The 26058-nt window shown below is 68.9% G+C and carries 20 protein-coding genes and 3 pseudogenes; 18 read left to right on the forward strand and 5 right to left on the reverse strand.

The window, feature by feature from the left end:
* The first annotated feature begins 306 nt into the window (after nucleotides 1-306).
* Nucleotides 307-1701: a methyl-accepting chemotaxis protein gene (locus QEG98_RS19745; RefSeq protein WP_316567708.1), complete on the forward strand. Its 1395-nt coding sequence runs from the start codon at nucleotides 307-309 to the stop codon at nucleotides 1699-1701.
* A 76-nt stretch (nucleotides 1702-1777) separates the two neighbouring features.
* Here QEG98_RS19745 and QEG98_RS19750 read toward each other — a convergent pair whose 3' ends face one another.
* On the reverse strand, nucleotides 1778-2158 hold the full coding sequence (locus QEG98_RS19750) for a hypothetical protein (RefSeq protein WP_316567709.1): 381 nt from the start codon (nucleotides 2156-2158) through the stop codon (nucleotides 1778-1780).
* Nucleotides 2116-3741: a TIM44-like domain-containing protein gene (locus QEG98_RS19755; protein WP_316567710.1), complete on the reverse strand. Its 1626-nt coding sequence runs from the start codon at nucleotides 3739-3741 to the stop codon at nucleotides 2116-2118. The genes QEG98_RS19750 and QEG98_RS19755 overlap by 43 nt, the downstream gene beginning before the upstream one ends.
* Before the next feature lie 104 nt (nucleotides 3742-3845).
* Between QEG98_RS19755 and QEG98_RS19760 the strand changes: the two are divergent.
* Nucleotides 3846-4621 (forward strand): annotated as a pseudogene (locus QEG98_RS19760) (enoyl-CoA hydratase-related protein).
* A 100-nt stretch (nucleotides 4622-4721) separates the two neighbouring features.
* Here QEG98_RS19760 and QEG98_RS19765 read toward each other — a convergent pair.
* Nucleotides 4722-5081, reverse strand: a complete 360-nt coding sequence (locus QEG98_RS19765) for a YtxH domain-containing protein (RefSeq protein WP_316567711.1) — start codon at nucleotides 5079-5081, stop codon at nucleotides 4722-4724.
* 203 nt (nucleotides 5082-5284) lie between these two features.
* Between QEG98_RS19765 and QEG98_RS19770 the strand changes: the two genes are divergently transcribed.
* The 13 genes and pseudogenes from QEG98_RS19770 to QEG98_RS19830 all read left to right on the forward strand — a co-directional run bounded on the left by QEG98_RS19770 (nucleotide 5285) and on the right by QEG98_RS19830 (nucleotide 17797).
* The gene (locus QEG98_RS19770; protein WP_090492600.1) at nucleotides 5285-6814 is read left to right on the forward strand and encodes an acyl-CoA carboxylase subunit beta; all 1530 of its coding nucleotides are present in this window, start codon (nucleotides 5285-5287) and stop codon (nucleotides 6812-6814) included.
* 71 nt (nucleotides 6815-6885) lie between these two features.
* A complete protein-coding gene (locus QEG98_RS19775) occupies nucleotides 6886-8031 on the forward strand; it encodes an acyl-CoA dehydrogenase family protein (RefSeq protein WP_090492602.1) in 1146 nt (381 codons plus the stop codon).
* Nucleotides 8031-8892, forward strand: a pseudogene (locus QEG98_RS19780) (hypothetical protein). Before QEG98_RS19775 ends, QEG98_RS19780 begins: the two are co-directional and overlap by 1 nt.
* Nucleotides 8889-9671: a ribonuclease III gene (gene rnc / locus QEG98_RS19785; RefSeq protein ID WP_090492604.1), complete on the forward strand. Its 783-nt coding sequence runs from the start codon at nucleotides 8889-8891 to the stop codon at nucleotides 9669-9671. Before QEG98_RS19780 ends, rnc begins: the two are co-directional and overlap by 4 nt.
* 47 nt (nucleotides 9672-9718) lie before the next feature.
* Nucleotides 9719-10426 (forward strand): peptidylprolyl isomerase, encoded by a 708-nt coding sequence (locus QEG98_RS19790; protein WP_316567712.1) that lies wholly within the window; start codon nucleotides 9719-9721, stop codon nucleotides 10424-10426.
* A gap of 3 nt (nucleotides 10427-10429) precedes the next feature.
* Nucleotides 10430-11026: a peptidylprolyl isomerase gene (locus QEG98_RS19795; protein ID WP_141589737.1), complete on the forward strand. Its 597-nt coding sequence runs from the start codon at nucleotides 10430-10432 to the stop codon at nucleotides 11024-11026.
* 121 nt (nucleotides 11027-11147) lie between these two features.
* Nucleotides 11148-12092 (forward strand): GTPase Era, encoded by a 945-nt coding sequence (gene era / locus QEG98_RS19800; protein WP_316567713.1) that lies wholly within the window; start codon nucleotides 11148-11150, stop codon nucleotides 12090-12092.
* Between the two features lies 1 nt (nucleotide 12093).
* Nucleotides 12094-13473 carry a ribosome biogenesis GTPase Der gene (gene der / locus QEG98_RS19805; RefSeq protein ID WP_011553779.1) on the forward strand — a complete coding sequence of 460 codons (1380 nt, stop codon included), beginning with the start codon at nucleotides 12094-12096 and terminating at the stop codon, nucleotides 13471-13473.
* A gap of 71 nt (nucleotides 13474-13544) precedes the next feature.
* A complete protein-coding gene (locus QEG98_RS19810; RefSeq protein WP_316567714.1) occupies nucleotides 13545-14348 on the forward strand; it encodes a tetratricopeptide repeat protein in 804 nt (267 codons plus the stop codon).
* 11 nt (nucleotides 14349-14359) lie between these two features.
* Nucleotides 14360-15522 (forward strand): annotated as a pseudogene (locus QEG98_RS19815) (PQQ-binding-like beta-propeller repeat protein).
* Entirely contained in the window at nucleotides 15519-15947 is a 429-nt protein-coding gene (locus tag QEG98_RS19820; RefSeq protein ID WP_316567715.1) for a (deoxy)nucleoside triphosphate pyrophosphohydrolase, read from the forward strand. The pseudogene QEG98_RS19815 and the gene QEG98_RS19820 overlap by 4 nt, the downstream one beginning before the upstream one ends.
* The gene (locus tag QEG98_RS19825; RefSeq protein WP_090492618.1) at nucleotides 15947-16828 is read left to right on the forward strand and encodes a ribonuclease H-like domain-containing protein; all 882 of its coding nucleotides are present in this window, start codon (nucleotides 15947-15949) and stop codon (nucleotides 16826-16828) included. The genes QEG98_RS19820 and QEG98_RS19825 overlap by 1 nt, the downstream gene beginning before the upstream one ends.
* A gap of 156 nt (nucleotides 16829-16984) precedes the next feature.
* Entirely contained in the window at nucleotides 16985-17797 is an 813-nt protein-coding gene (locus tag QEG98_RS19830) for a DUF3014 domain-containing protein (protein WP_316567716.1), read from the forward strand.
* Between the two features lie 28 nt (nucleotides 17798-17825).
* On the opposite strand, the gene QEG98_RS19835 is transcribed toward QEG98_RS19830, so the two are convergent.
* On the reverse strand, nucleotides 17826-18431 hold the full coding sequence (locus tag QEG98_RS19835; protein WP_316567717.1) for a hypothetical protein: 606 nt from the start codon (nucleotides 18429-18431) through the stop codon (nucleotides 17826-17828).
* A 283-nt stretch (nucleotides 18432-18714) separates the two neighbouring features.
* On the opposite strand from QEG98_RS19835, the gene QEG98_RS19840 reads away from it, so the two are divergent.
* Nucleotides 18715-21135, forward strand: coding sequence for an ABC transporter permease (locus QEG98_RS19840; RefSeq protein WP_316567718.1), 2421 nt, complete (start codon nucleotides 18715-18717; stop codon nucleotides 21133-21135).
* A 304-nt stretch (nucleotides 21136-21439) separates the two neighbouring features.
* Nucleotides 21440-23533 (forward strand): S46 family peptidase, encoded by a 2094-nt coding sequence (locus tag QEG98_RS19845; RefSeq protein ID WP_090492626.1) that lies wholly within the window; start codon nucleotides 21440-21442, stop codon nucleotides 23531-23533.
* 122 nt (nucleotides 23534-23655) lie between these two features.
* Here the strand turns inward: QEG98_RS19845 and guaA are convergent, their stop codons facing one another.
* Nucleotides 23656-25209 carry a glutamine-hydrolyzing GMP synthase gene (gene guaA / locus QEG98_RS19850; protein WP_090492628.1) on the reverse strand — a complete coding sequence of 518 codons (1554 nt, stop codon included), beginning with the start codon at nucleotides 25207-25209 and terminating at the stop codon, nucleotides 23656-23658.
* Nucleotides 25210-25295: 86 nt separating this feature from the next.
* On the opposite strand from guaA, the gene QEG98_RS19855 reads away from it, so the two are divergent.
* Complete coding sequence (locus QEG98_RS19855) at nucleotides 25296-25943, forward strand: hypothetical protein (protein WP_141589745.1); 648 nt, start codon at nucleotides 25296-25298, stop codon at nucleotides 25941-25943.
* Nucleotides 25944-26058 lie beyond the last annotated feature (115 nt).

Consider the following 26058-nt stretch of genomic DNA (forward strand, 5'->3'; position numbering starts at 1 on the left):
AGTGTGGAGGTCAGGAAGTACCCGGCAGTCCTAAAATCCGGGCATCATTGAAAAATTCTGTTCGGACTTACGTTTCGAGGTGGTGAGCGGGTAGGGTCAGGGTCGTTTTGACCCCACCTGCTGCCTCAACGGGAAGTGCCGGATGAACGTCTCGCTCGATGCCGACGTCCTCGCGAGACGTTCGCAATCTCTGTTCGACGCCCACCAGGTGGCGCTGAGCCGCCGCACGGACCGGATGTTCGCCGTGCTGATGGGGCTCCAGTGGGTTGGCGGGCTGGTGGTGGCCCTGGCGCTGTCCCCCCGCACGTGGAGTGGGACGTCCAGTCAGGTCCATCCGCACGTCTGGGCGGCGGCCGGGCTGGGGGCCTCCTGGCGAGCCTGCCGGTGGCCATGGCGTGGGCGTTGCCGGGCCGGGAGGCCACGCGGTTCGTCATCGCCACGGCGCAGGCGTTGGTGTCCGGGCTGCTCATCCACCTGACGGACGGGCGCATCGAGACGCACTTCCACATCTTCGGGTCCCTGGCGCTGCTGGCCATGTACCGGGACGCGCGGGTGCTGTTCCTCTACTCGGCGCTGGTGGCGGCGGACCACCTGCTTCGCGGCCAGTACTGGCCCCTGTCCATCTTCGGCGTGGAGTCCGCCAGTGCCTGGCGCGCATGGGAGCACATCGGCTGGGTGGTGTTCGAGAACGTGTTCCTCCTGATTGGCGGGCGAGGCGCGGTGAAGGATGCCCGGGCGCTGGCGGCGCGACAGGCCTGGCTGGAGCTGTCTCAAGGAGAGGTTCGCACGCGCGTGGTGGAGCCGCTGGTGGACTCGGCGCGGGCGCTGACGGAGGCGACCCATTCGCTCGTTTCGAGCACAGATGACCAGCGCGCGATGCTGTCGCGCCAGTCCGCGGCGCTCACGGACACGCAGGTGGCGACGAACGAGATGCAGCGGGCGTCTTCCACGGCCTCTCGTCAGGCGGATGCCATCCTTGCCTCCACGCTCCAGGCGGGGGACGTGGGGGCTGACGCCGAGGCCATGCTGGGCCAGAGCATGGAGGGCCTGGAGGCCATTCGCGCACAGGTGATGGAGATGGCCGGGCTCCTGCGTGGATTGGACGGCCAGGCGCGGCAGCTCTCGAGCGTCACCCTGGCGGTGAAGGACCTGGCGGACCAGTCCCACATGGTGGCGGTGAACGCGGCCATCGAGGCGGCGCGCGCGGGGGCGCACGGCAAGGGCTTCGCGGTGGTGGCCACGGAGATGCGGCGGCTCGCGCAGCAGTCCGTCCGGGCGGCGGGGCAGGTGAGCGGCATCCTGGACGCCGTGCACCAGTCGCTCCAGCACGTCGTGGAGCTCTCCCTGAAGGGGGCGGATCGGATGGCGCGGGACCTCGAGGTGGTGCGCGCGTCGGGAGAGCGCCTGCGGGGCCTGTCCACCGTGCTGCGCACCAGCACGGAGGGCGTGCAGCAGATTTCAGTGGCGGTGGCGAGCCAGGCCGCGGGCGTGGCGCGGATCTCCAGCGCGGTGGATGAGCTGTCCGCGATGATGAAGCAGACGCTGGGGCGTGTCGAGCAGACGACCACCGCCGCCCAGACGCTTCGCGTGGTGACGGGCCGTGTCCATGGCGTCATCGACACCTATCAAGGCGCCAGGACGGATGAGGCGCCGCCAGCGAACGAGGCGGGCCGGGTGATTGCGCTCAGACGGGACGCGTAAGCGGGCGCCCGCCGCGTGTGAGGCTGCCGGCCGGGGCGCGCGCGTGTCGCCGCGCCCCGGAGCCCGTCCCTTCGCCTCAGCGTCCGTCGAGCATGGACTCCAGCCGGTCCTGAAGCCCGAGGTGGGCGGCTGCGCTCACCAGCATCCGCCGCTCCTTGCGGTCGATGCGGCCGTCCACCAGCGCCATCTCCACGATGTTGCGCAGGAACACCTCCGCTTCGGGGCTGCCCTTTTCCACGAGGCGGTCGAAGAGCTGTGGCCCCATGCTCAGCGCCAGCTCCACGTTGTCCCAGACCACGCCCCAGCGCTCCGAGCACAGCTTCAGCAGCTTGCGCTCCGCGGACGTCACCTCGCCGTCGGCGGCGGCGATGGCGGCCATCATGTACAGCAGGCGCTGCCGCTCCTGGACGTCCATCACCGCGTCCTCGGGCCGCGGCGTGTGGCCCTGGTCACCCATGCGCTGTTGCGGCGCGGCCCGGCGTGGGGGAGGGCCCGGAACCGCGCGTCCTCGTCCGCGTTCCACGCCTCGAACGTGCGCGCCGCCGCGAGCACCCAGTCCCGCTCACCGGTGGCCAGCGGTGTGCCGCAGTAGTCGCAGTCCGTGGCGGCGCTGTTCGTCAGCGGCGCGTTGCATTGCGGGCACCGGTTCGTGGACATGCCGTTGGCGGTGTTCGTCTGCGCGCCGTGCTTGCGCGTCAGCGTGAAGATGTAGCGCTGGGGCACGGTGGGCAGGGAGCGGGGCCGCTCGCTGGCGGGGCCCACGCCCATGCGCGCGCTCCAGCGAATCTCCACGTGCGCCACGTCCTGGCCCTGCGGGTCCACCTGGAACGCGCGCACGTCCGCGGAGCCCACGGCGCACTCCAGGAACACGCGGCGGACCCCCTGGCGGCGCAGGCCCTCCAGCTCCGTCTCCAGCCGTTGCACGGTGTCCGTCCGGGCCACCTTGGCCAGCGGCTTCGTGTCGCCGCGGCTCTGCGCGTCAATCCACTTCCAGAACAGCAGCGACGCGCGGTCCTCCAGCATCTCCAGGTTGAGCGCCGGGTCCGACTCGCGTGCCTGCATCAGTCCGTCCACCGTCTTGTGGTACGGCGCGTGCTCGATGCCCTGGGTGATTTCGGACAGCGTCCAGTCGTAGTTACCCGAGTTCACCACCGCGCCGCAGAACTCGCAGCTGTTGGCCGCGCCACCGTTGAACGGCGCGCCGCAGTTGGGGCACTTGCCCTGGAACAGGTCCGCGCCGATGCGCGTCTGCGCCCCCGGCTTGCGCACGAAGGTCCAGACCTCCGTGAAGGCCTCGCTGGGGACCTTGCGCGCGGCCTCGGTGGCCTGCGCGTCGCTGAAGGACACGGGCACGTCGGTGTCCCGCATCCGCGCGTGGACACGGACGTGGATGCTGTCGAACCACTGGCTCTGGTCCAGGCCGATGAGCTGGAGGTCCAGCACCTCGAAGTCGGTGATGGCGTCCCGCACGCCCTGCGCGCGCATGAGCTCCAGTTGCACGCCGAAGCGCTGGAAGGTGGCGTCCGACAGGAAGGGCCGCACCGGCGTCATGTCCCGGAGGAACCACGCCTGCTGCAGCTCCACGAACAGCCACTTTGTCTTGTCGAGTATCGGCTCCAGCTCGAAGGCGGGGTCCTTCAGCTTCAGCGCGTTCACCCAGCCCTGCACGTCGCGCTGGGACACCTGGGTGCGCTGATACGCCTCGCGCTGCTCCAGGGCCTTCCGGGTGGTGGCGTCCGGGTGCAGGTTGCGGCGGTACAGCCAGTACACGATGCCGCCAATGCAGAGCAGCGGCAGCATGACCTTGGGGTAGCGGAAGACCAGGCTGAAGAGCTGGTAGACGACCCAGAGCGCGACGCCGTCCCCGTCGCCGCCGCCGCGGCCACCGCCGTTGCCGGACGAGGGGCGGGAGTAGTGCTCGCCGCCACCTCCGCGTCCCAAGGCTTCGAGCGGAAGCAGGAGCGCCACGTAGGCGATGGCGGGCAGCCAGGGGGCCCACCGGGAGAGTCGGTGCGAGATGGAGCGCAGAGGCGTGGCCATGTCCCCCATGCTAACCGTTTCCGCCTTGCCAGACCCGGCTTATGGCCGCACTCTGCCGCCGCCCAGAGCAGCCCGCCTGCCAGGCCGGGAAAAGGGGAGCGAACATGCCGGAATTCAAGGTCGACGCACGCGGTCCCATCGAAATCTGGACCATCGACGGCGAGAGCCGCCGCAATGCCATCAGCCGCGCCATGTTGAAGGAGCTGGGCGAGCTGGTGACCCGCGTGTCTTCCAGCCGTGACGTGCGCGCCGTCATCATCACCGGCGCGGGCGACAAGGCCTTCTGCGCCGGCGCCGACCTGAAGGAGCGCGCCACCATGGCCGAGGACGAGGTCCGCGCCTTCCTGGACGGGCTGCGCCGCACCTTCCGCGCGATCGAGAAGAGCGATTGCGTCTTCATCGCCGCCATCAACGGCGCGGCCCTGGGCGGTGGCACGGAGCTGGCGCTCGCGTGTGACTTGCGCGTGGCCGCCCCGGCCGCGGAGCTGGGGCTCACCGAGGTGAAGCTGGGCATCATCCCCGGCGGCGGAGGCACGCAGCGCCTGGCGCGCCTGGTGGGCCCGGGCCGCGCGAAGGACCTCATCCTCACCGCCCGCCGCATCAACGCCGCCGAGGCCTTCAGCGTGGGCCGGCGAACCGATTGGCGCCAGAGGGCCACCTGCTGGCCGTGGCGTACGGGCTGGCGGAGTCGGTGGTGGAGAACGCGCCCATCGCCGTGGCCACGGCCAAGCACGCCATCGACGAGGGCACGGGCCTGGAGCTGGACGATGCGCTGGCGCTGGAGCTGCGCAAGTACGAGGAGATTCTCAAGACGGAGGACCGCCTGGAGGGCCTGCGCGCCTTCGCGGAGAAGCGCGCGCCCGTCTACAAGGGCCGCTAGCCCGCACGGACGAAATCGGGGACGGAAGGCCCGGTACTCACCGGTGCCCCGTCCCCGAAGTGCCTCACGTCACATGGCGCGAAGGCCGCGCGCGCGCCGGTCAGGCGTTCGCGGTGCGCTCCTGGCCCAGGTTGACGTTCTGTTTGTTCATGTAGGCCGTGGCCTTGTCCTTCACGGTGGTCCGCAGCTCGGTGCCCGTCTTCGGGGCCAGCAGCAGGGCCACCACGCCACCCGCGGCCACGCCGAGGAGGAAGATGCCCAGGCCGCCCAGGCCCGCGCGCGCCGGCTTGTAGGTGGTCAATCCGACATGCCGCAGCACGTCATCCGGCTCGAAGTCATCCCAGCGGTTCCGCGCCACGCGCGGCAGGTCATTGACGAGCTTATGGGCCAGCCACTTGCGGTACAGGTCGCTCCGGGCGATTCCCTTGGCCATCCACTTGCCTTTCTTCGCTGCGAACATGCGTCCCTCCTGGGCCCAATGGTTGCCGGGTGCGCATCCCTCGCGAGCACGCCCCCGTTGAGCACCAAGGTAGGCAGGGGAGCCTGGAGCGGCATCCCCTGCGGGGACTGTTCTGCGCGGTGCGTCGTCTGCCTGTCACGCCGCGCCGGTTCCCCAGCGAGAAGGCAGCCAGCCGTAGCCCTTTCTGCTATGTGCCACGGGCCATGTCCCAAGACTCGAGACTGCTGGAGAAGATCGCCCAGGTGGAGAAGGGTGGCGCGCAGAAGTACCACGCGAAGAACGCGGAGGCGGGCAAGCTCTTCGCCCGCGAGCGCATCCGCCTGCTGGTGGATGAAGGCTCCTTCGTGGAGGACGCGAAGCTCGCCAACAACCTGGACCCGGACCTGCCCTCGGATGGTGTCGTCATCGGCGTGGGCAAGGTGGCCGGGCGCACCGTGGCCATCATGGCCAACGACTCCACGGTGAAGGCCGGGAGCTGGGGCGCCCGCACGGTGGAGAAGATCCTCCGCATCCAGGAGACGGCCCGCGACCTGCGCTGCCCGCTGTTCTACCTGGTGGACTCCGCCGGTGCCCGCATCACCGACCAGGTGGAGATGTTCCCCGGGCGCCGCGGCGCCGGCCGCATCTTCTACAACGAGGTGCACATGTCCGGCTTCGTGCCGCAGGTGTGCCTGCTCTTCGGCCCGTCCGCGGCCGGTGGCGCGTACATCCCCGCGTTCTGCGACCTGGTCATCATGGTGGAAGGCAATGCCTCCATGTACCTGGGCAGCCCGCGCATGGCGGAGATGGTCATTGGCGAGAAGGTCACCCTGGAGGAGATGGGGGGCGCGAAGATGCACTGCTCCATCTCCGGCGTCGGCGACGTGCTGGTGAAGACGGAGCAGGAGGCCATCGAGGCGGCGAAGAAGTACATCGGCTACTTCCCGGAGAACTTCTCCCAGGCGCCGCCGCGCGCCGAGCCCAAGGCCCCCAAGGCCGGCGGCAAGAAGGTGGAGGAGATCGTCCCCGTCGACCAGAACAAGCCCTTCAACATGCATGAGCTCATCAACGAGCTCATCGACGAGGGCAGCTGGTTCGAGGTGAAGAAGCTCTTCGCCCAGGAGCTCGTCACGGGCCTGGCCCGCATCGACGGCCGCCCGGTGGGCATCGTCGCCAACCAGCCCAAGTACAAGGGCGGCGTGCTGTTCGTGGACAGCGCGGACAAGGCGGCCCGCTTCATCTGGCTGTGTGATGCCTTCAACATCCCGTTGCTCTATCTGGCGGACGTGCCGGGCTTCATGATCGGCACCAAGGTGGAGCGCGCGGGCATCATCCGCGCCGGCGCGAAGATGATCTCCGCCGTGTCCGAGGCCAGCGTGCCGCGCATCTGCGTGGTGGTCCGCAAGGCCTACGGCGCCGGCCTCTACGCCATGAGCGGCCCCGGCTTCGCCCCGGACGCCACCATCGCGCTGCCCGGAGCGATGATCGCCGTCATGGGCCCGGAGGCGGCGGTGAACGCCGTCTACTACAACAAGATCCAGGAGCTGCCGGAGGCCGAGCGGCCCGCCTACGTCCAGAAGCTGCGCGACGAGTACAAGCAGGACGTGGACATCTACAAGCTGGCCAGCGAGCTGGTCATCGACGACATCGTCCCGGGTGACCGGCTGCGTCAAGAACTCACCCAGCGCTACGGCGTCTACTCCCAGCGGCATCAGCCCCGTGCGGAAAAGAAACACGGTGTCTATCCGGTTTGAGTAGGTAGCGTTACCCCACCTCCAAGGCCCGGGCTGCGCTTGGGCCGTCTGCTATAGATCCTGCTGACACCATGGATTTTGACCTTCCAGAAAGCCATCGCGCCCTCCAGTCCTCCATCCGTGACTTCTGCGAACGGCGGGTGAAGCCGTATGCCCGTGAGTGGGACAAGGACGAGAAGTTCCCCATGGAAGTCGTTCGGGAGCTGGGGCAGCTCGGGGTCATGGGCATGCTCGTCGCCGAGGAGTTCGGCGGAGCGGCCATGGACTCGCTCGCCGTGGCGGTGGCGGTGGAGGAGATCGCCCGCTACGACGGCTCGCTGGCGCTGACGGTGGCCAGCCACAACGGCCTGGGCACCAGCCACCTGCGCGTCTTCGGTTCGGACGCGCAGCGCCAGAAGTACCTGCCCAAGCTGGCCACGGGTGAGTACCTGGGCGCGTGGGGCCTGACGGAGCCGGGGTCCGGATCGGACGCGTCGAGCATGAAGACCACGGCAGTCCGCAAGGGCGACGGCTGGGTGCTCAACGGCGCCAAGATGTTCATCACCCAGGGCACGGTGGGTGACGTGTTCGTGGTGCTGGCCGTCACCTCGCCGCAGAAGCGGCAGAAGGGCATCACCGCCTTCCTGCTGGAGAAGGGCCTGCCGGGCTTCAGCCAGCGCGCCATCCACGGGAAGCTGGGCATGCGTTCGTCGGACACGGCCGAGCTCGTCCTGGAGAACGTGGAGGTGCCGGACTCGGCGCGCGTGGGGGAGCTGGACCACGGCTTCATCGACACGATGAAGATCCTGGACCGCGGCCGCATCACCATCGGCGCGCTGGCGGTGGGCCTGGGCCGGGGCGCCCTGGAGGAGTCCATTGGCTACTCGCGCGAGCGCACCGCGTTCGGCCAGCCCATCAGCGAGTTCCAGGGACTGCGCTGGATGATGGCGGACATGAAGACGGAGCTGGACGCCGCCCGGCTCCTGGTCCACCGCGCCGCGAAGCTGGCCGACGAAGGCAAGCCGTACTCGCGCGAGGCCTCCATGGGGAAGCTGTTCGCCTCCGAGGCCGCCATGCGGGCTTGCAACAAGGCCGTGCAGATCCACGGTGGGTACGGTTACACCCGCGAGTTCCCGGTCGAGCGCTACCTGCGCGACGCCAAGCTGTGTGAGATCGGCGAGGGAACCAGCGAGATCCAGCGTACAATCATCGCCCGGGAAACCTTCAAAGGGGCTTGATGGACACCGCGCGGCTGGAAGGTCTCGGGCTGCAGTTGCGGGAGGACGCGGCCGGCACCGAGGCGGTGCTGGACCTTGAGTCGTCCCCGCTGGTCAATCCCGTCACCCGGGCCTTCATCCCCGAGGTGACCTTCCAGGTGATGGGGGACCGTCTCATCCCCATCGCGCCGCCTGCCGTGGTGGGGCTGGCCCCCATCCTGGTGGGCGCGCTCAGCGACGTCGCCGACATCGAGGCGCTGCTCGCGGACGCATTCAACGAGCACATCTTCCACGTCCAGCGCCGCTCCGCGGAGCTCCAGGTGCTGGGGCTGACGCCGCGCGTGGAGCCGGAGACGCTGGAGCTGTCCACGGAGGTGGTGGACGGTGAGCTGGCCGTCACGCTGGTGTCGGACCGGCTGGGCAACTTCCGCGTGGCCCGCGTGGCCCGGGGAAGGAAGACCGGCCACCGGCGGCGGCCACACGCTGGAGCTGTCGGAGTTCCGCGAGCGGGCGGCGCTGACGGGCTACCTGGTCGCGCTCTTTGGCGAGCCGGCGGCCCGTCCGCAGGCCGCGCCGGTGGGCGCCGGGCTGGTGCGCTTCTCCGACATCGTGGAGAAGTTCGGCGCGGAGGCGCTATTGCCTCCCCGCAGCAGCCTGGAGCTGCTGGCGCAGTTGCAGGTGGAGGGCCGCCCGTACCGCTTCGCCGCCGCCAGGGTGGCGGGCCGCACCTTCCGGGGGCTGCTGGCGGGTCCGCAGGGCAAGGAATGGGCGGGACGGTTCGAGCTGGATGAGTTCCCAGGCATCGTGCGGATGGTGGCGGACCTGTTGAAGGTCCCTCCCGCAGCCGTGAGGCTGGTGGGCCCGGACGCACCTCAGGAGTGATGCGTTTGAGTGGTGCGGACAAGATGAGCCCGTCCGAGCGGGTGCAGTTGTTGGAGTCGCGGTTGGGGTTGAGCTTCTCCCGGATGGAGACGGCGCTGGAGGCCCTGACGCACAAGACGTACGTCAACGAGACGCGGGACAAGGAGCTGAAGGACAACCAGCGCCTGGAGTTCCTGGGCGACTCGGTGGTCAACCTGGCCGTCAGCCACCGGTTGATGGCGCGCTGCCCGGGACTCCCCGAAGGCGACCTGACGAAGATGCGCGCCCGCGTCGTCAACGAGGACGGTCTGGCCCGCGTGGCCCGGACCATCCCGCTGGGCGACCTGCTGCTGCTGGGGCGGGGCGAGCTCATGTCCGGCGGCCGGGAGAAGAACTCCGTCCTGGCGGACGCGCTGGAGGCCGTCTTCGCCGCGGTGTTCCTCACCAGCGGCCTGGACGCCGCGGTGGCGCTGGTGGACCGGTATTTCGCGGACCTGCTGGACGAGGTCTCCAGCGGCCAGGGGCGGCTCGACTACAAGACGCTGCTCCAGGAGATGGCCCACGAGCGGCTCAAGCTCCAGCCTCGCTACCGCGTCGTCTCGGAGTCCGGTCCGGAACACTCCAAGGTGTTCGAGGTGGAGCTGATGCTGGGGGAAACGGCCTTCGCCCGGGCCACCGGCCGGAGCAAGAAGGAGGCGGAGCAGTCCGCCGCGCAGGCGACGCTGGAGAAGCTGCGGGAAGACGCCGCGTGTCCCACCTCCCCCCCGCCCGGAACGCCGCGACACGACACCCCGGCGTGAAACCCCTTGGATGGGGCAGGGGGCGGCGCGTAAGGTGCCGCGCCGACATGCCCCCCGCCTCCCTCCGAAAGACGCTCGCGCTGGTGACCTGCCTGCTGGCGGGCTCCGTCCTCGCCGCTGACTCCGGCAAGTGGACCCGGAAGGCCGCGGCCGGCAAGGACCTGTACGCCACGCTCCAGACGAGCGAGGGCACCATCGTCGTCCGGCTCTTCGCCAAGGACGCGCCCAAGACGGTGGCCAACTTCGTGGGCCTGGCCGCCGGTGAGAAGGCATGGCGGGACCCGAAGACGGAGAAGATGTCGAAGAAGCCGCTGTATGACGGCACGGTGTTCCACCGCGTGATTCCGGGCTTCATGATTCAGGGCGGTGACCCCACGGGCACCGGCTTCGGCGATCCGGGCTACCGCTTCGCGGACGAGTTCCAGAGCGGCCGGACCTTCGACAAGGTGGGCCTGCTGGCCATGGCCAACGCGGGGCCCAACACCAACGGCAGCCAGTTCTTCATCACCACCTCCACGCCAGGACACCTCGCCGGCAGGCACACCATCTTCGGTGAGGTGCTCCGCGGCTATGACGTGGTGGAGAAGATCAGCAACCTGCCTCGGGACAACCGGGACCGCCCGCGCACCGCGGTGGTGCTCACCCGCGTGGTGCTGGGTGACAAGGCTCCCGCGGGCGTGACGGCCCCCGCGGCGAGCAAGGAAGCGGCGCCCCAGAAGGACGCGGGCGCGAAGACGGTTTCACCAAGGCCGTGACACATGACCGGGTTCGTCCTCGGACGGACCCCCACACGGGAGGGTAGCATGGGAATGTTGGACGAGGCCCGCGCGGGCAATGACCTTTACGCCACCTTCGACACCACGCAGGGGCAGATCGTGGTGAAGCTGTTCGCGAAGGACGCGCCGAAGACGGTGAGCAGCTTCGTGGGGCTGGCGACGGGCGAGCTGCCCTTCCAGGACCCGAAGACGGGTGAGAAGACGCAGCGCCCGTACTACGACGGCATCATCTTCCACCGCGTGATTCCGGGTTTCATGATTCAGGGCGGTGACCCCACGGGCACCGGCCGCGGCGGCCCGGGCTTCAACGTGGACGACGAGTACCAGAGCGGGCGGACCTTCGACAAAGTGGGTCTGCTGGCCACGGCGAACATCGGCCGCCCCAACACCAACGGAAGCCAGTTCTTCATCACCACGTCCAAGCCGACCTACCTCAACAACAAGCACACCATCTTCGGTGAGGTGCTCAGCGGCTACGACGTGGTGGAGAAGATCGCCGGCGTGCCGCGCGACGGGGATGACCGCCCCCGCCAGCCCGTGGTCATCAACAAGCTGACCATTTCGACGACCCAGCCGTAGCCTGTCCGCTCGCCGCCCGTCCTGGCATGACCGGGCGGGCGGTGGGTTGTTATAGGCGCTGTCCAGACGTTCCCTTTTCGGGCCTCCGCGGTACGCGGCGTCCCAGATCACCTCCGAAGCAATGGCCCCCCCCAAGACACACCGCAGCGGCTTCGCCGCCCTCATCGGGCGCCCCAACGTGGGCAAGAGCACGCTGCTCAATGCACTGACGGGCGAAAAGATCGCCATCGTCTCCCCCAAGCCGCAGACGACGCGCAACCGCATCCTCGGCGTCGTCACCCGTCCGGAAGGGCAGGTGGCGTTCATCGACACGCCGGGCATCCACCAGGCCAAGGGCGAGCTGAACCGCTACATGGTCGAGGTGGCGCTCCAGGCGGCGGAGGAGGTGGACCTGGTCCTCTTCCTCATCGAGCCGCCGGCGAGCGAGAAGCCCGAGGTGAGCCCGGGCAACCGCGCCATCCTCGACCGGCTGCAGAAGATCGGCAAGCCGACCTTCCTGGTCATCAACAAGATCGACAGCGTCTCCAAGGCGCAGCTCCTGCCGCTCATCGACCTGTACCGCCAGGAGTTCCCCTTCGCGGAGGTGGTCCCCATCTCCGCCCGGGAGAAGGACGGCGTGGAGCGGCTGTTCCACACCGTCCTGGGACACCTGCCGGAAGGCGAGAACGTCTTCGACGAGGACATGCTCACCGACCAGCAGGAGCGCGCGCTGGTGGCCGAGTACATCCGCGAGCAGGTGCTGCGGCACTGCCGCCAGGAGATTCCGTACTCCACGGCCGTGGTGGTGGACATCTTCGACGAATCCGAGCGCGAGCCCCGGCCGGGCACGCCGCCGAACCAACTGGGCGGGCTCATCCGCATCGCCGCGTCCATCTTCGTGGAGCGCGACAGCCAGAAGGCCATCATCATCGGCAAGCAGGGGCAGATGCTGAAGACCATTGGCACCGACGCGCGCAAGTCCGTGCAGCGGTTGCTGGGCGCGCATGTGTACCTGGACCTGCGCGTCCGCGTGGAACCGCGTTGGAGCGAGCGCCCCGAAGGCCTCAAGAAGCTGGGATACGACTGAAATGAAGCCCCTGGTCGCAATTGTCGGACGCCCCAACGTGGGCAAGAGCACGCTGTTCAATCGGCTCGTGGGCCGGCGCATCGCGCTGGTGCAGGACGAGCCCGGCGTGACGCGGGATCGCCACTACGCGGACGCGGAGTGGGAAGGCCGCCAGTTCACCTTCATCGACACCGGCGGCTTCGTGCCCGGTGACGAGGACCAGCTCCTCCAGCAGGTGCGGGAGCAGGCGCAGCTGGCCGTGGACGAATGTGACGTCATCGTCTTCGTCACCGACGCCCGGGCGGGCCTCACCGCCGCGGACGAGGCCGTGGCCAACTACCTGCGCAAGAGCGGCAAGCCGGTGGTGCTGGCCGCCAACAAGCTGGACAACACGTCCGGGCAGATGCAGGCGCTGGCCGGTGAGTTCTACCGCCTGGGCCTGGGCGACGTGCAGGCCCTGTCCGCCGAGCACGGCCTGGGCATGCAGGAGCTGTTCGACTCGGTCGTCGCCAGGCTGCCGCCCAAGGAAGAGGGCGAGGACGCGGAGGCGCCGCCCGACGACGGCATCATCCGCCTGGCCATCATCGGCCGGCCCAACGTGGGCAAGAGCACCCTGGTCAACGCCATCCTGAAGGAGAAGCGGGTGGTGGCCAGTGACGTGGCGGGGACCACGCGGGATCCGGTGGACTCCGAGCTCACGTACAAGGACCGCAAGCTGCTGCTCACCGACACGGCGGGCATCCGGCGCAAGAAGTCCATTGCCCAGCGCGTGGAGCAGTTCTCCGTCGTGGCCGCGCTCAAGGTGATGGAGCGCAGCGACGTGGCGGTGCTGCTGATGGACGCCACGGAGCCGGCGGTGGACCAGGACGCCAAGCTGGCGGGCCTGGCCGAGGAGCGGGGCCGCGCCCTGGTCATCGTGGTGAACAAGTGGGACCTGGTGGGCGCGGACCAGCGCCGGCAGGAGACCTACCGCGAGTCCCTCAAGCACTCGCTCAAGTTCGTGGGCTACGCGCCCATCCTCTTCACCTCCGCGCTGACGGGCTCCAAGGTGGAGAAGGTCGTGGACGTGGCGACGGAGCTCGCCGACCAGTTCCGCTTCCGGGCGCCCACCCCGCAGCTCAACCGGCTGCTGGACCACATGGTGGACAACCACCCGGCGCCCATCGTCCGGGGCAAGCCGCTGCGCATGTACTACATCGCCCAGGTGGCGGCGGCGCCGCCGACCTTCACCATCACCGTGAACCATCCGGACGGCGTTCCGGACATGTACAAGCGGTACATCACCAACCAGCTGCGCAAGACGTTCGACCTGCGCGTGCCCATCCGGCTCATCTTCAAGGGCCGGCCCGGGCAGGCCAAGCGCGAGGCCCGCAAGCGGCCTCAACGCCAGGGGAAGCGCTGAGGCGTCAGTGCGTTGACACTCGCGGCGCGCGCTCCATACAGTGCGCCGCTCTTTAAAAGAGGTTTCCAGACGTGGCCGGAACCACCAAGACCGAGAAGATTCGCCAGAAAGAGCTCAGCCAGCCGGACTCCTTCCAGAAGGTGGGCACCGAGGCGAGCGACTGGCTTGCGCAGCGCCAGAAGATCATCGGACTCGCCGCGGGCGTGCTCATCCTGGGCGGCGTGGGCGTGGCCATCGCCAGCGAAGTCTCCAAGCGCGGCGAGGAGAAGGCCTCCCAGGCGCTGGGTCAGGCGCTGACCGTGCTCGACCGGCCCGTGGAGGGCGTGGAGCCCGCGCAGCCCGGTGACACGGAGCCTCCCTTCGAGTCGGTGAAGGAGCGCGACGAGGCGGTGGTGAAGTCGCTGGGCGAGTTCCGCCAGCAGCACGGCGGCACCCCGGCCGCGGTGACGGCCGCCCTGGCCGAGGGCAAGGCGCAGTTCCGGCTGGGCAACTACGCCGCGGCGCAGACGGCCTTCGGCGAGTACCTCAAGGGCGCGGCCCAGAACGATCCGCTCCGCGCGGAGGCCTTCGAGGGCCAGGGCTACGCGCTCGAGGCGGACGGCAAGTACGAGGACGCCATCAAGGCCTTCGAGCAGATGGGCGCCGCGGGTGGCCCGTTCCTGGTGGGCATGGGCGACTACCACAAGGCCCGGATGCTCATCCTCCTGGGCAAGAAGGAAGAGGCGGCCCAGGTGCTGTCGAAGCTGACCACGGCGCAGCCGAACACGGCGGCGGCGCGTCAGGCCGGTGAGCGCCTGGCGGTGCTGGCGTCCGAAGGTGTGAAGGTTCCTGCCCCGGAGGCTCCGGCGGCTGCACCCGTTCCGGACGCGGGGTAGAAACACACGCCATGACGATGCGGCTCGTGAGCTGGAAGCGTTGGCTGGGTGGCGCTGTGGCGGCAGGGCTTCTGGGCGGCTGCAGTGGCGTGCAGTACTACGGCAATCCGGAGCTGCCCCGGCCGCCGTCGAACACGCCGCTGGAGTACTTCTCCGTCAACTGGTGGGCGGCGCTCGCGCCCCCGCAGACGCTGGAGTACGGGCCGCGTGAGACGGCGACGCCTGCCTATGACGCCGTCAGCCGGACGACCGTCGCGCTCACGCGGGACGGGTTCGCCCGCGGCGTGGGTCCCGACGGCCGGTGAAGTGGAAGTACAAGGCGGGCAGCCGCTTCAACGCCGGGGCCCGGGTGGTGGACGGCGTGGCCTATGTTCCGGGCGGGGACGGCGTGCTGTACGCGCTGGACGCGGCCTCGGGCGAGGAGAAGTGGAAGTACGTCGCGGGTGAGGCCCTGGCCACGGTGCCCGTGGTCGCGAATGGCCTGGTGCTCGTGGCCTCGGAGAGCGACACGCTCTTCGCGGTGAAGATCGCGGATGGGCAGTGGGCCTGGCAGTACCGCCGGGATCCGCCCACCGGATTCACCGTCCGCGGCGCTTCGCGGCCCCTGGTGCGCGAAGGCGTGGCCTACATCGGCTTCTCTGACGGCTTCGTGGTGGCGCTCAGCGTCGACGACGGCGGCATCACCTGGGAGCGCTCGCTGTCCGGCGCCGGCTCCGAGTTCCTGGACGTGGACAGCAGCCCGGTGATGGACGCCAACGGGCAGCTCTACGTCGCTTCGTACAAGAGCGGCATCTTCGCGCTCGAGGCGGAGTCGGGAGACCTGGTGTGGAACACCGCCGTGGCCGGCATGACGTCGCTGCTGGTCAGCGGCCAGGTGCTCTTCGCCGCGGGGGACGGCCGCGTGGATGCCTACCTGGCGGAGACAGGGCGGCTCCTCTGGTCGCATCCCCTGGGGGAACGGGCAGCCTTCGCTCCGGTGTTCGCCCAGGGAATGCTGCTCGTGCCCACGTCCAGTTCGCTGCTGTTCCTGGAGCCCAAGACGGGGCGCTCGCGCGTGTCGTGGAACCCCGGGAGCGGCATCACCGCGCCGCCTTTCGCGGCGGGCAGGCAGCTGTTCGTGCTGTCGAACAACGGCTACCTGTACTCCCTGAACATGAACGGGATTGACGGGTGACGGCTCCGGCTCGCAGGACGGTCCGCGTGGTGGCGGCGCTGATTCCGCGGCCGGAGGATGGACGCCAGTTCCTGGTGCAGCAGCGGCTCCCTGGTGGGAGCCGCGCCTTGCTGTGGGAGTTCCCCGGCGGCAAGGTGGAGGCCGGGGAGACGGACGAGGCCGCGCTGGCCCGTGAGTGCCGCGAGGAGCTGGACGTGGAGCTCGCCGTGGGGCGGCGGCTCTGGGAGGGCCAGCATTCCTATCCGGACCTGACGGTGGAGTTGGTGTTGTTCCTGGCCCGGATTGTCTCGGGCGAGCCCCGGCCCCTGGGCGCCCACGCGCTGGCGTTCCACACGCCGGCGCAGATGCAGTCACTGCCGTTCTGCGAGGCGGACATCCCGCTCCTGGACGACCTGGTGGCGGGAAGGCTGGGCTCGCTCGATTGATGCTGCAGCGGACGTTCCAGCACATCCCCAGTGTGGGTCCCTGGCGGGAGAAGGACCTGTGGTCCCGCGGCATCCGCACCTGGGATGACTTTCCGGAAGCCGGCCAGGGGGTGGCGCTCAACCGGAAGTCCGACGACGTGGCCCGGGCGCGCATCGCCGAGGCGAAGGATGCGCTGGCCCGCCGGGACTTGCGCAAGCTCGCCGAGCTGCTGCCGAGCCGGGAGCACTGGCGGCTGTACCCGGAGTTCCAGGACGACGCCGTCTATTTCGATATCGAGACGGACGGCCGGGAGGCCCAGGCGCCCACGGTGGTGAGCCTGTTCGATTCGAAGGGCCTTCACGTCTTCATCCAGGGCCGGAACATGGACGCGCTGCCGGAGGCCATGGCGGCCCGACGGCTGTGGGTGACGTTCAACGGCTCGTGCTTCGACGTGCCCGTCTTGCGTGACTACTTCGGCCCCGCGCGATTTCCGGTGCCGGATGCGCACATCGACTTGCGGTTCGTGACACGGCGCCTGGGCATGGGCGGCGGCCTGAAGGAAATCGAAGGGAAGATTGGCGCCGAGCGTCCGCCGCACATGAAGGGCGTGAATGGCTACGACGCGGTGCTGCTGTGGCGCGCGTACCAGCGCCGCGGCGATGTGGAGGCCCTCCGGTTCCTCGTCGAGTACAACCTGTACGACGCCTTCCAGCTCCGGACGCTGATGGACGTGGCGTACAACCGCGGCGCCGACGACTTGAACCAGGATGTTCCCCGGCTGCCAGTCTTCGAGCGTGGCGACGTGCTTTACGACGTGAGCCGCATCATCCTGGAGTTGGGGCCGACCGAGCGCGATCTGCAGACCCTTGCTCGCGTCCGGGCCATGGAGCAGGGCGGCTGAGCGGGCAGGGTGATTGTGCCCGGTTCACCGTCCTGGCAGCAGCCGTGCGTTCGCGAGTACCGGACGGTGAACACCTGCGCGTGTGAAGTGTAGTCGTCTGGTGGAATGACCTGGGGAGGCGTTTGTAGGTTGAAGGGTCTACCTACGGAGGAATGAATGAACGACCCGACGAATCCAACGCCGGCCGAGGTTCCAGAATCCGCTCAGAGCTCCAAGGGCAAGACGTTGGCCGTTGTCCTGGGCCTGGTCGGCCTGGCGTTGGTGGCGTCCTATTTTGGTCTGCGGCGTCAGGAGTCACTGCCCGCGGAGGTGCCCGCGATTCCGATGGAGCCCGCTGGCGAGACGGCCGCGGCGCCCCCAACGATGCCGGAAACGTCGCTGCCAGAACGGGACGCCGAGGTCCGCAGCCTGGCGAGCCAGCTTTCGCCTGACCCCGAGCTCGCGCGGTGGATGGGCGAAAAAGACCTGGTTCGTCGCTTCACGGCCGCGGTGAACAACATCGCGGAGGGTTCGAGCCCGCGCACGGTGCTCGGGTTCCTGGCGCCCACGGGGGCGTTCCAGGTGACCCAGGTGGACGGCACCACGGTCATCGATCCGGCCAGCTACGCACGCTATGACACCGTGGCCCGCGTGATTGGCTCCATTGACACGCAGTCCGCGGCCAGCGTGTACCGTGAGCTGAAGCCGCTGATTGACCAGGCCCACGCGGAGATTGCGCCGCCGGGGCAGACATTCAGCATCGCCTTGAGCGCGGCCATCCAGCATCTGCTCAAGGTGTCCGTGCAGGAAGGCCCGGTGGAAGTCGTTTCCGAAGGCGCGCTGTATGCCTATGCGGCGCCGGAGTTCGAGGACCTGAGCCCCGCGCAGAAGCATCTGCTGCGCATGGGGCCCCAGAACATGCAGCTCATCCAGGCCAAGCTGCGGGAGCTGAAGAGCTCGCTGGGGCTGCCGCCGGTCGCGGATCGCTGATTCAAAGCCAGCCCCGGGTCGCCCAGCCTCAACGGCGTTTCTTCTTGCCGGCGGGCTTGGGCGGAGGGGCTGGCTTTTCCTTTTCGCCAGCGATTTGAAGGGTCTGGCGGAACTCGTCGACGTCACGGCCCAGGCCGTCGGTGAACGCGGTGCCGGTCTGGGCATCCACGACCAGGGTGTACTTGAAGCCGGACTTGAGCGGCTGCGGCAGCTGGATTCGGTAGACGAGGCCGGTTTCGGATTCCTCGACGTCGTCATCGGACACCATGGCCCGGTCGGCTTCGTCGAACAGCCGGACCCGGTAGTTCTTGAGCGGGCTGGACGTCCGGAGCTCCAGGAGCGACGTGGGCTCGATGATGGCGGCGTCATCGGGGGCCGGGGCGACCTCCGTGAGGCCCGCGGCGGCGATTCCAGCGTCCTCGGCCACGCCCGCGTCGTTGGCGGGTGCCACGGCGGTGGCGCTGGGCGGCGCCTGGTAGCTGAGTGAGAACCGGGTCGGCGGCGGCGTCGCGGGGACCTGGGGTGCCTCGGCGATCCCTGAGTCCGGGGTGGCGGCCGGCTTGTCCGGGCAGCCCGAGAGGACGAGAGCGCCACAGCAGGTGGCGGCGACGAGTCCGAATCGAAGAAGACGCATGCGGCGGCCACGGTATGCGCCTGGATGGACGCCGGAAAGCACCGAGTGCCGGGCAGCCAGCCGGGCCGTGGGTTGGCGGCAATGGGTTCGCGGATGACCGTCCAGGACGTGACCTCTCCCTCTGAAAGAAGGTCCGATAACATGCGTTATGTAAACTAAGCGGGCGCGAAACCTGGGGTCGATTCAGGCCGTTCCCCGCCCTGGTTTCTGGGCGGTCCGGGCCGGTTTCGGGTCCGTCGATTGCAGTCGAATCCGGCAGGAGTTCCACTCCCGACGCCCCGCCATGACCTTCTTCGATTCGCTCGCCGCGGATGTTCGCTTCGCGCTCCGCACCTTTCGCCGCTCACCCGGCTTCGTCGCCGCCGCCGTGCTGTGCCTGGCGCTGGGCATTGGCGCCAACGCCGTCATCTTCAGCGTGGTTCACGGGGTCCTCCTCCGGCCGCTGCCGTACGCGGAACCCGAGCGGCTGGTCAGCCTCGTCGAGCTGCGCCCCCAGGGCTATGGCGGCCCGGTGTCCTGGCCCACTTTCTGGGCCTGGTGCCAGCACAGCCCGGCCTTCGAACACATGGCGGCATTCACAGGCGGCGGCGTCACCCTCCAGGTCCAGGATGCGCCTGAACGCCTCCAGGCTCTTCGCGGAACGGCTGACTTCTTCACGGTTCATGGCGTGCCGCCCTTGCTGGGCCGGACTTTCGCGCTCGATGAGGACCTGCCCGGCCAGGCCCCGGTCGCGGTCCTCAGCGAGCGCCTCTGGCGCGCCCGTTTTGGCGCCGATTCAGCCGTCCTCGGCCGTTCCGTGAGCCTGGATGGCCTGGCCCACACCGTCATTGGCGTGATGCCCGCGTCTTTCGATGCGTCCACCGACGTGTGGCTGCCCCTGGTGGCTCCGCCGGACGCCGCCGCTCGGACCCGGTCCACGGTGCTGACCCTCCGGGCCCGGCTGGCGCCAGGCGTTTCGCTGGCCTCCGCCGAGGCCCAGTTGAAGCAAGTCGCCGCGAACTCCGCGGCGGCCCAGGCGGAATCCCACCGGGATCGGAGCGCCCGGGTCATTCCGCTCGATGAAAGCCAGACGCAGTCCTGGCGGGCGCCGCTCCAGGTTCTGCTGGGGGCCGTCGCCCTGGTGCTCCTCATTGCGTGTACGAACGTCGCGAATCTGCTGCTGGCCCGCGCGGGCACCCGGCGGCGCGAACTGGCCGTTCGTCTGGCCCTGGGCGCTGGCCGGGCCCGGGTCGTCCAGCAGCTCCTGGTCGAAAGCCTCCTGCTGGCGTTCCTGGGCGGCATGCTGGCGGCCTTGCTGGCGCGCTGGGGTCTGGACGCGCTGCTGGCCCTGGCGCCGGAGAGCCTGCCCCGGCGTCAGGACATCGCGTTGGACGGCGCGGCCTTCCTGTTCCTCCTCGGAATCACCAGCGTCAGCGGCCTGGCCTTCGGGCTGCTTCCAGCCCTCCAGGTCTCCCGGCTGGACGTCCGTGGTGGGCTCGCCGCCGCGGGCGATGGCAGCACGGTGCCGGGCTTCGGCCGTCGCCTGGGGGCCTCGCTGGTGGTTGTGGAGATCGCCCTATCGCTGGTGCTGCTCGTCGGCGCGGGCCTGCTCGGACGCGGCTTCCTGCACCTGCTGGGGACTTCCACCGGATTTGCCCCCGGGCAGGTCCTCACGCTGCACCTGTCCATCCCAGACGACCGGTTCTTCAAGGACGGCGGCCTGGATGCTGAGCTGCCGGGACGGCTCTTGGAGCCGGTGTTGGAGGCGGTTCGCGCGCTCCCGGGCGTCGCCGCGGCGGGCATGACGTCCGTGCTCCCCATCCAACGGGCCTGGAACAACGCTCGGTATCAGGTCGAAGGAGCTCCTCTGCCGGAGCCCGGTGACGAACCTCGCGCCGAGCGCCGCGCCACCAGTCCGGGCTACTTCGCCGCCATGGGCATCCCGCTGCGCCAGGGGCGCGATTTCACGTCCCTGGACGCCGCGCCGGACCAGCCCGGCGTGGTCATCGTCAACGAAACCCTGGCCCGCCGGCACTTTCCGGCAGGAGGTGCCCTGGGCCAGCGGCTGCGCATCGGGGCGGCGCCGTACACCATCGTCGGCGTCGTGGGCGATGTCCGCCAGGCGGGACTGGAGCGCGAACCGCTCGCCGAGTTCCACGTCCCTCATGGCAGGCCCTGGGGCGATGACGGGCTCGTCCTGGTCGCGCGCACCTCGGTGCAGCCGGAGACGCTGCTGCCAGCCGTCCGGGAGGCCATCCGCCGCGTGGATGGCACCGTGCCCGTCTACCGGGCGCTCACCCTGGAGCAGGTCATCTCGCAATCCCTGGCGATGCGCAGGCTCGTCCTGGGGCTGCTTGGCGGTTTTGCGGTCCTTGCCGTCCTGCTCGCCGCCTACGGCCTCTACGGGGTCATCTCGCTCCGGGTCGTCCAGCGCACGCGGGAGCTGGGCGTCCGGATGGCGCTCGGTGCCCGGCCCGCGGACCTGCTTCGGCTCGTCCTGGGCCAGGGCGCGGGGATGACGGCCGTGGGCCTCGGGGTAGGACTTGGGGCGGCGTGGGTCCTGTCCCAGGTGCTCGCAAGCCAGCTTCACGGCGTCAGCGCGCGGGATCCGTGGACGTTCGGGGCCGTGGCCGCGCTGCTGGCGGCCGTGGCGTTGCTCGCCTGCTGGATTCCGGCCCGGCGGGCGATCCGGATGGACCCGCTTCAGGCGCTCCGGAAGGAATGACGTCGGGACTTCCGCGTCCCAGGCGCGGGATGCGGAATCCCAGGCATGGAACGCAGCCGGATGACACGTCGCGTTGACGGGAAATCCAGACGCGAATGCGACTTTTTCCTCCGCGTCACGTTGTTCCTCAATGGGCCTGATTCAAGGTCGGTTTCTCCTCGGAATCCAACCTCTGGCGGCGGGAATCAGCAGCCTGCTTGCATGTTGGGTTCCCCGGGAAATCTTCCCTGTTTTTTACTGGCTTGACCCAGCCAGGAGCTTCCCGCAGAACCGCGACACCCATGGCCCTGGAAAGGACCGTTTCATGAAGCGTTTGTTCGTGATTGCCACCCTCCTCGGCGCGGCTCCCGCGATGGCCGACGAGGGCATGTGGACCTACAACAACTTTCCCTCCGCGAAGGTGAAGGAGAAGTACGGCTTCGAGCCTTCCCAGCAGTGGCTGGACAACGTGCGCCTGTCCTCGGCGCGTCTGGCGGGTGGATGCTCGGCCAGCTTCGTGTCCGCCAACGGCCTGGTGATGACGAATCATCACTGCGCGCGCGGCTGTATCGACCAGCTCTCCACGGCGAAGAAGGACTACATCGCCAACGGCTTCTACGCGAAGACGCAGGGCGAGGAGACCCAGTGTCCGGCGATGGAGATCAACCAGCTGGTCAAGATCACCGACGTCACGGAGACGCTGAACAAGGCCACCCAGGGCCTGACCGGTAAGAAGTACGCCGACACGCTGAAGGCGAAGATGTCCGAGCTGGAGCAGGCCTGCTCCGCCGGCAACGCCAAGGCCCGCTGCGACGTGGTCACCCTGTACCAGGGCGGCCAGTACAACCTCTACGAGTACAAGCGCTTCCAGGACGTCCGCCTGGTGATGGCGCCCGAGCACGCCATCGCGTTCTTCGGTGGCGACCCGGACAACTTCGAGTTCCCCCGCTACGACCTCGACGTGACGTTCCTGCGCGTCTACGAGGACGGCAAGCCGGCGACGACGAACAACTTCTTCAAGTGGTCCGACAAGGGCGCGCAGGAAGGCGAGCTGACCTTCATCTCCGGTCACCCGGGCCGCACCTCGCGTGGCCTCACCATCGCGGAGCTGGAGTTCCAGCGTGACGTGGTGCTGCCCAAGACGCTGATGACGCTCTCCGAGATGCGCGGCATGCTGACGGAGTTCGGCCGCCGTGGCGCCGAGCAGCGCCGCATCTCCACCAACCTGCTGTTCGGCGTGGAGAACTCGGTGAAGGCGCTCAAGGGCCGTCACGAGGCCCTGCTGGACAAGACGTTCTTCGCGCAGAAGGTCGCCGCGGAGCAGGACCTGCGCAAGAAGGTCGAAGCCAACCCGGAGATGAAGAAGAAGTACGCCGCGGCGTGGGATGAGATCGCCAAGGCCCAGGCGCAGCTGCGCAACATCCGTCAGGACCTGACGTACATGGAGAACGGTGGCGGCCTGTCCTCCACGCTCTTCCAGGTGGCCCGCACGCTGGTGCGCGGCGCCGAGGAGCTCCCGAAGGCGAACGGCGAGCGCCTGCGTGAGTTCAACCAGGCCAACGTCCCGGCGCTGGAGGCCCAGCTGTTCAGCCCGGCTCCCGTCTACCCGGAGCTGGAGATTGCCCGCCTGACGTTCGGCCTCACCAAGATGCGCGAGGAGCTGGGCTCCGACCACCCCTTCGTGAAGAAGGTGCTGGGCAAGGAGTCCCCGGAGAAGCTGGCCGCCCGGCTGGTGAAGGGCACCAAGCTGCGTGACGTGAAGGTCCGCCAGGCGCTCTACAAGGGCGGCAAGGCGGCCATCGCGGCCTCCAAGGACCCGATGATTCAGCTGGCCGTCGCGGTGGACCCGGACATGCGCGCCATCCGCAAGACGTACGAGGAGAACGTCGAGTCCGTCATCCGCAAGAACAGCGAGCTGGTGGCCAAGTCCAAGTTCGAAATCTACGGCACCAACCAGTACCCGGACGCGACGTTCAGCCTGCGCCTGTCCTACGGCGCGGTGAAGGGCTACTCGGAGAACGGCAAGCAGGTCAGCCCCATCACCCAGATGGCGGGCACCTTCGAGCACGCCACGGGTGAGGAGCCCTTCGCGCTGCCGAAGTCCTGGCTGAAGAACGAGAAGGCGCTGGACGGCACCACGCCGATGAACTTCGTCTCCACCAACGACATCATCGGTGGCAACTCCGGCTCGCCGGTCATCAACAAGGACGCGGAGATCGTCGGCATCGTGTTCGACGGCAACATCCAGTCCCTGGGCGGCGAGTACGGCTTCGACGAGAGCGTCAACCGCTCGGTCAGCGTCCACAGCCAGGCCATCATCGAGTCGCTGACGAAGATCTACGGCGCCACGCGGCTGCTCGAGGAGCTGCGTCCCGGCAGCACCAAGCTCCCCCCCGTGAAGGCCAGCCCGGCGAAGTAATGCCTTCGGGCGAAGATGGGGGCCCCGGCGCGGTCGGCCAGGGCCCCTGAAGCACGAAGAGGCTGCCCGGCACATGTCCCGGGCAGCCTCTTTAGCGTCAGGGCCTCAAACGCCCTACCGCCCTACTCCCATTCGATGGTCGCGGGGGGCTTGGACGAGATGTCGTAGGCGACGCGGTTGATGCCGCGCACCTCGTTGGTGATGCGCGTGGAGATTCGCTCCAGCACGGGGAACGGCAGCCGGGCCCAGTCCGCCGTCATGCCGTCCACGCTGGTGACGGCGCGCAGCACGCAGGTGGACTCGTAGGTGCGCTCGTCGCCCATGACGCCCACGCTCTGCACCGGCAGCAGCACCGCGAAGGCCTGCCACACCTCCTTGTAGAGGCCGGCGCTGCGAATCTCCTCCTGGACGATGGCGTCCGCGCGCCGCACCAGCTCCAGGCGCTGCTCGGTGACTTCCCCCAGGACGCGGATGGCCAGACCCGGGCCGGGGAATGGCTGGCGGGACACCATCTCATCCGGCAGCCCCAGCTCGCGGCCCAGGGCGCGGACCTCGTCCTTGAAGAGCTCGCGCAGCGGCTCCACCAGCTTGAGCTTCATCGTCTCCGGCAGGCCGCCCACGTTGTGGTGGCTCTTGATGGTGACGGAGGGGCCCTTGTACGACACGGACTCGATGACGTCCGGGTACAGCGTGCCCTGGGCCAGGAACTCCGCGTCCTGCACGTCGCGCGCGGCCTCCTCGAACACGGCGATGAACTCCCGGCCGATGATCTTCCGCTTCTTCTCCGGGTCCGTCACCCCGGCCAGCTTGTCCAGGAAGCGCTGGCGGGCATCCACCGTCTTCAGCGGGACGTGGAAGCGGTCCACGAAGAGCGCCTCCACCTGGGCGCGCTCGTTCTGCCGCAGCACCCCGTTGTCCACGAAGATGCACTGGAGCCGGGGGCCAATGGCCCGGTGCAGCAGCAGCGCGGCCACGGAGCTGTCCACGCCGCCTGACAGCGCGCAGATGACCCGGCCGTGCTCACCCACCTGGCGGCGGATGGTGCCCACGGCCTCGTCGATGAAGCCCTTCATCGTCCACGAGCCGCTGACCTTGCACTCGTTGAAGACGAAGGCGCGCAGCATGGCCTTGCCCTGCGGCGTGTGGACCACCTCCGGGTGGAACTGGACGCCGAACCAGGGCTTCGTCGTGTGGGCGGTGGCGGCGAAGGGCGAATTGCCGCTGCGGCCAATGGCCTCGAAGCCAGGGGGCAGCGCCTCCACCCGGTCGCCGTGGCTCATCCAGACCTGGACCCTGTCCCCGGGGTTGAACTCGGCGAAGGGGCCGCGGCGGGCCAGCACCTCCACCTCCGCGTTGCCGAACTCGCGGTGGGCGCTCCGGTCAATCTTGCCGCCCAGCAGCTTGGCGGTGAGCTGGAGGCCGTAGCAGATGCCCAGCACGGGGACGCCGGCCTCGAAGACGAACGGGTCGCACCGGGGGGAGTCCGGGGCCTCCACGGACGCCGGACCGCCAGAGAGGATGATGCCGCGGGGAGCGTACTTGCGGATGTCCTCCGCCGGGAGGTCCGGGCGGTGGATTTCGCAATAGACGCCCAGCTCGCGGACGCGCCGGGCGATGAGCTGGGTGTACTGGCTCCCGAAATCGAGGATCAGGATTTTTTCGGCGTGCAGGTCCACCTGGGGGTCTCCAAGAGGGGCGTCGTTGACGGCTGGGGGCCCTTATCGCTACAAACTTCCGGAATACAACGCCCAAGTACCTTCAATTGTTCGAGGCCTGGATGCTCCGCCGCCTGTCCGCCCCTACCGCTGCTGCGACCCTACTCCTGCTGTCCGCCTCCGGATGCGTGAAGGAGATCTCCTCGGATGAGCGGCTGGACCGCGAAACCCAGAATCTCTCCGCGAAGGAGATGCCGGGTGCGGCCGAGCTGGAGAAGCTCACCTGTGAGGACTCCACCGAGGCGCTCATCAAGGCACGCAATGTGAACCGGCCGGAGACGGACCGGCTGGTGGACTACATCGAGCTGTACTCCTCCCTCCGCAAGCGGACCGCCACGTTCGAGGATGCGATGAACCGCAACCCGGACCTGAGCTACCGCGAGGGCACCCAGCACCTGGTCAACGCCAAGGACAACTGCATCCAGCAGACGGCCGACGTCCGGGTGGAGTTCGAGACCTACATGCGGGAGCTGGTGGGCGTGCCCACCGTCCAGGAAATCAAGGGCGGCAACACCGTCACCATCGCCCGGCTCGACTTCAACACCCTGCGCCAGGCCATCGAGACGCTGGAGCCGGACGACAAGGACACGCTGCTCAACCAGGTGAACGCCGCGGAGAAGCGCGTGGCCCCGTCGACCCCCGCGGCCGATGAGTCCGCCCCCGCGTCGGGTGGTGGCCGCAAGCGCGGCCGGTAAGGACGCTCCGGCCGTTCCTGGCTGGACACCCAGGGCCCCGCCGAGAGGCGCGGGCCCTTTTTCATGGCATTGGGACGCGGCGCGGGAAGACAGGCCCCCGCGCCCCTGGCGCCCT

Origin of the sequence: Myxococcus sp. MxC21-1, from assembly GCF_032612255.1 — a bacterium.
Lineage (GTDB): Bacteria > Myxococcota > Myxococcia > Myxococcales > Myxococcaceae > Myxococcus > Myxococcus virescens.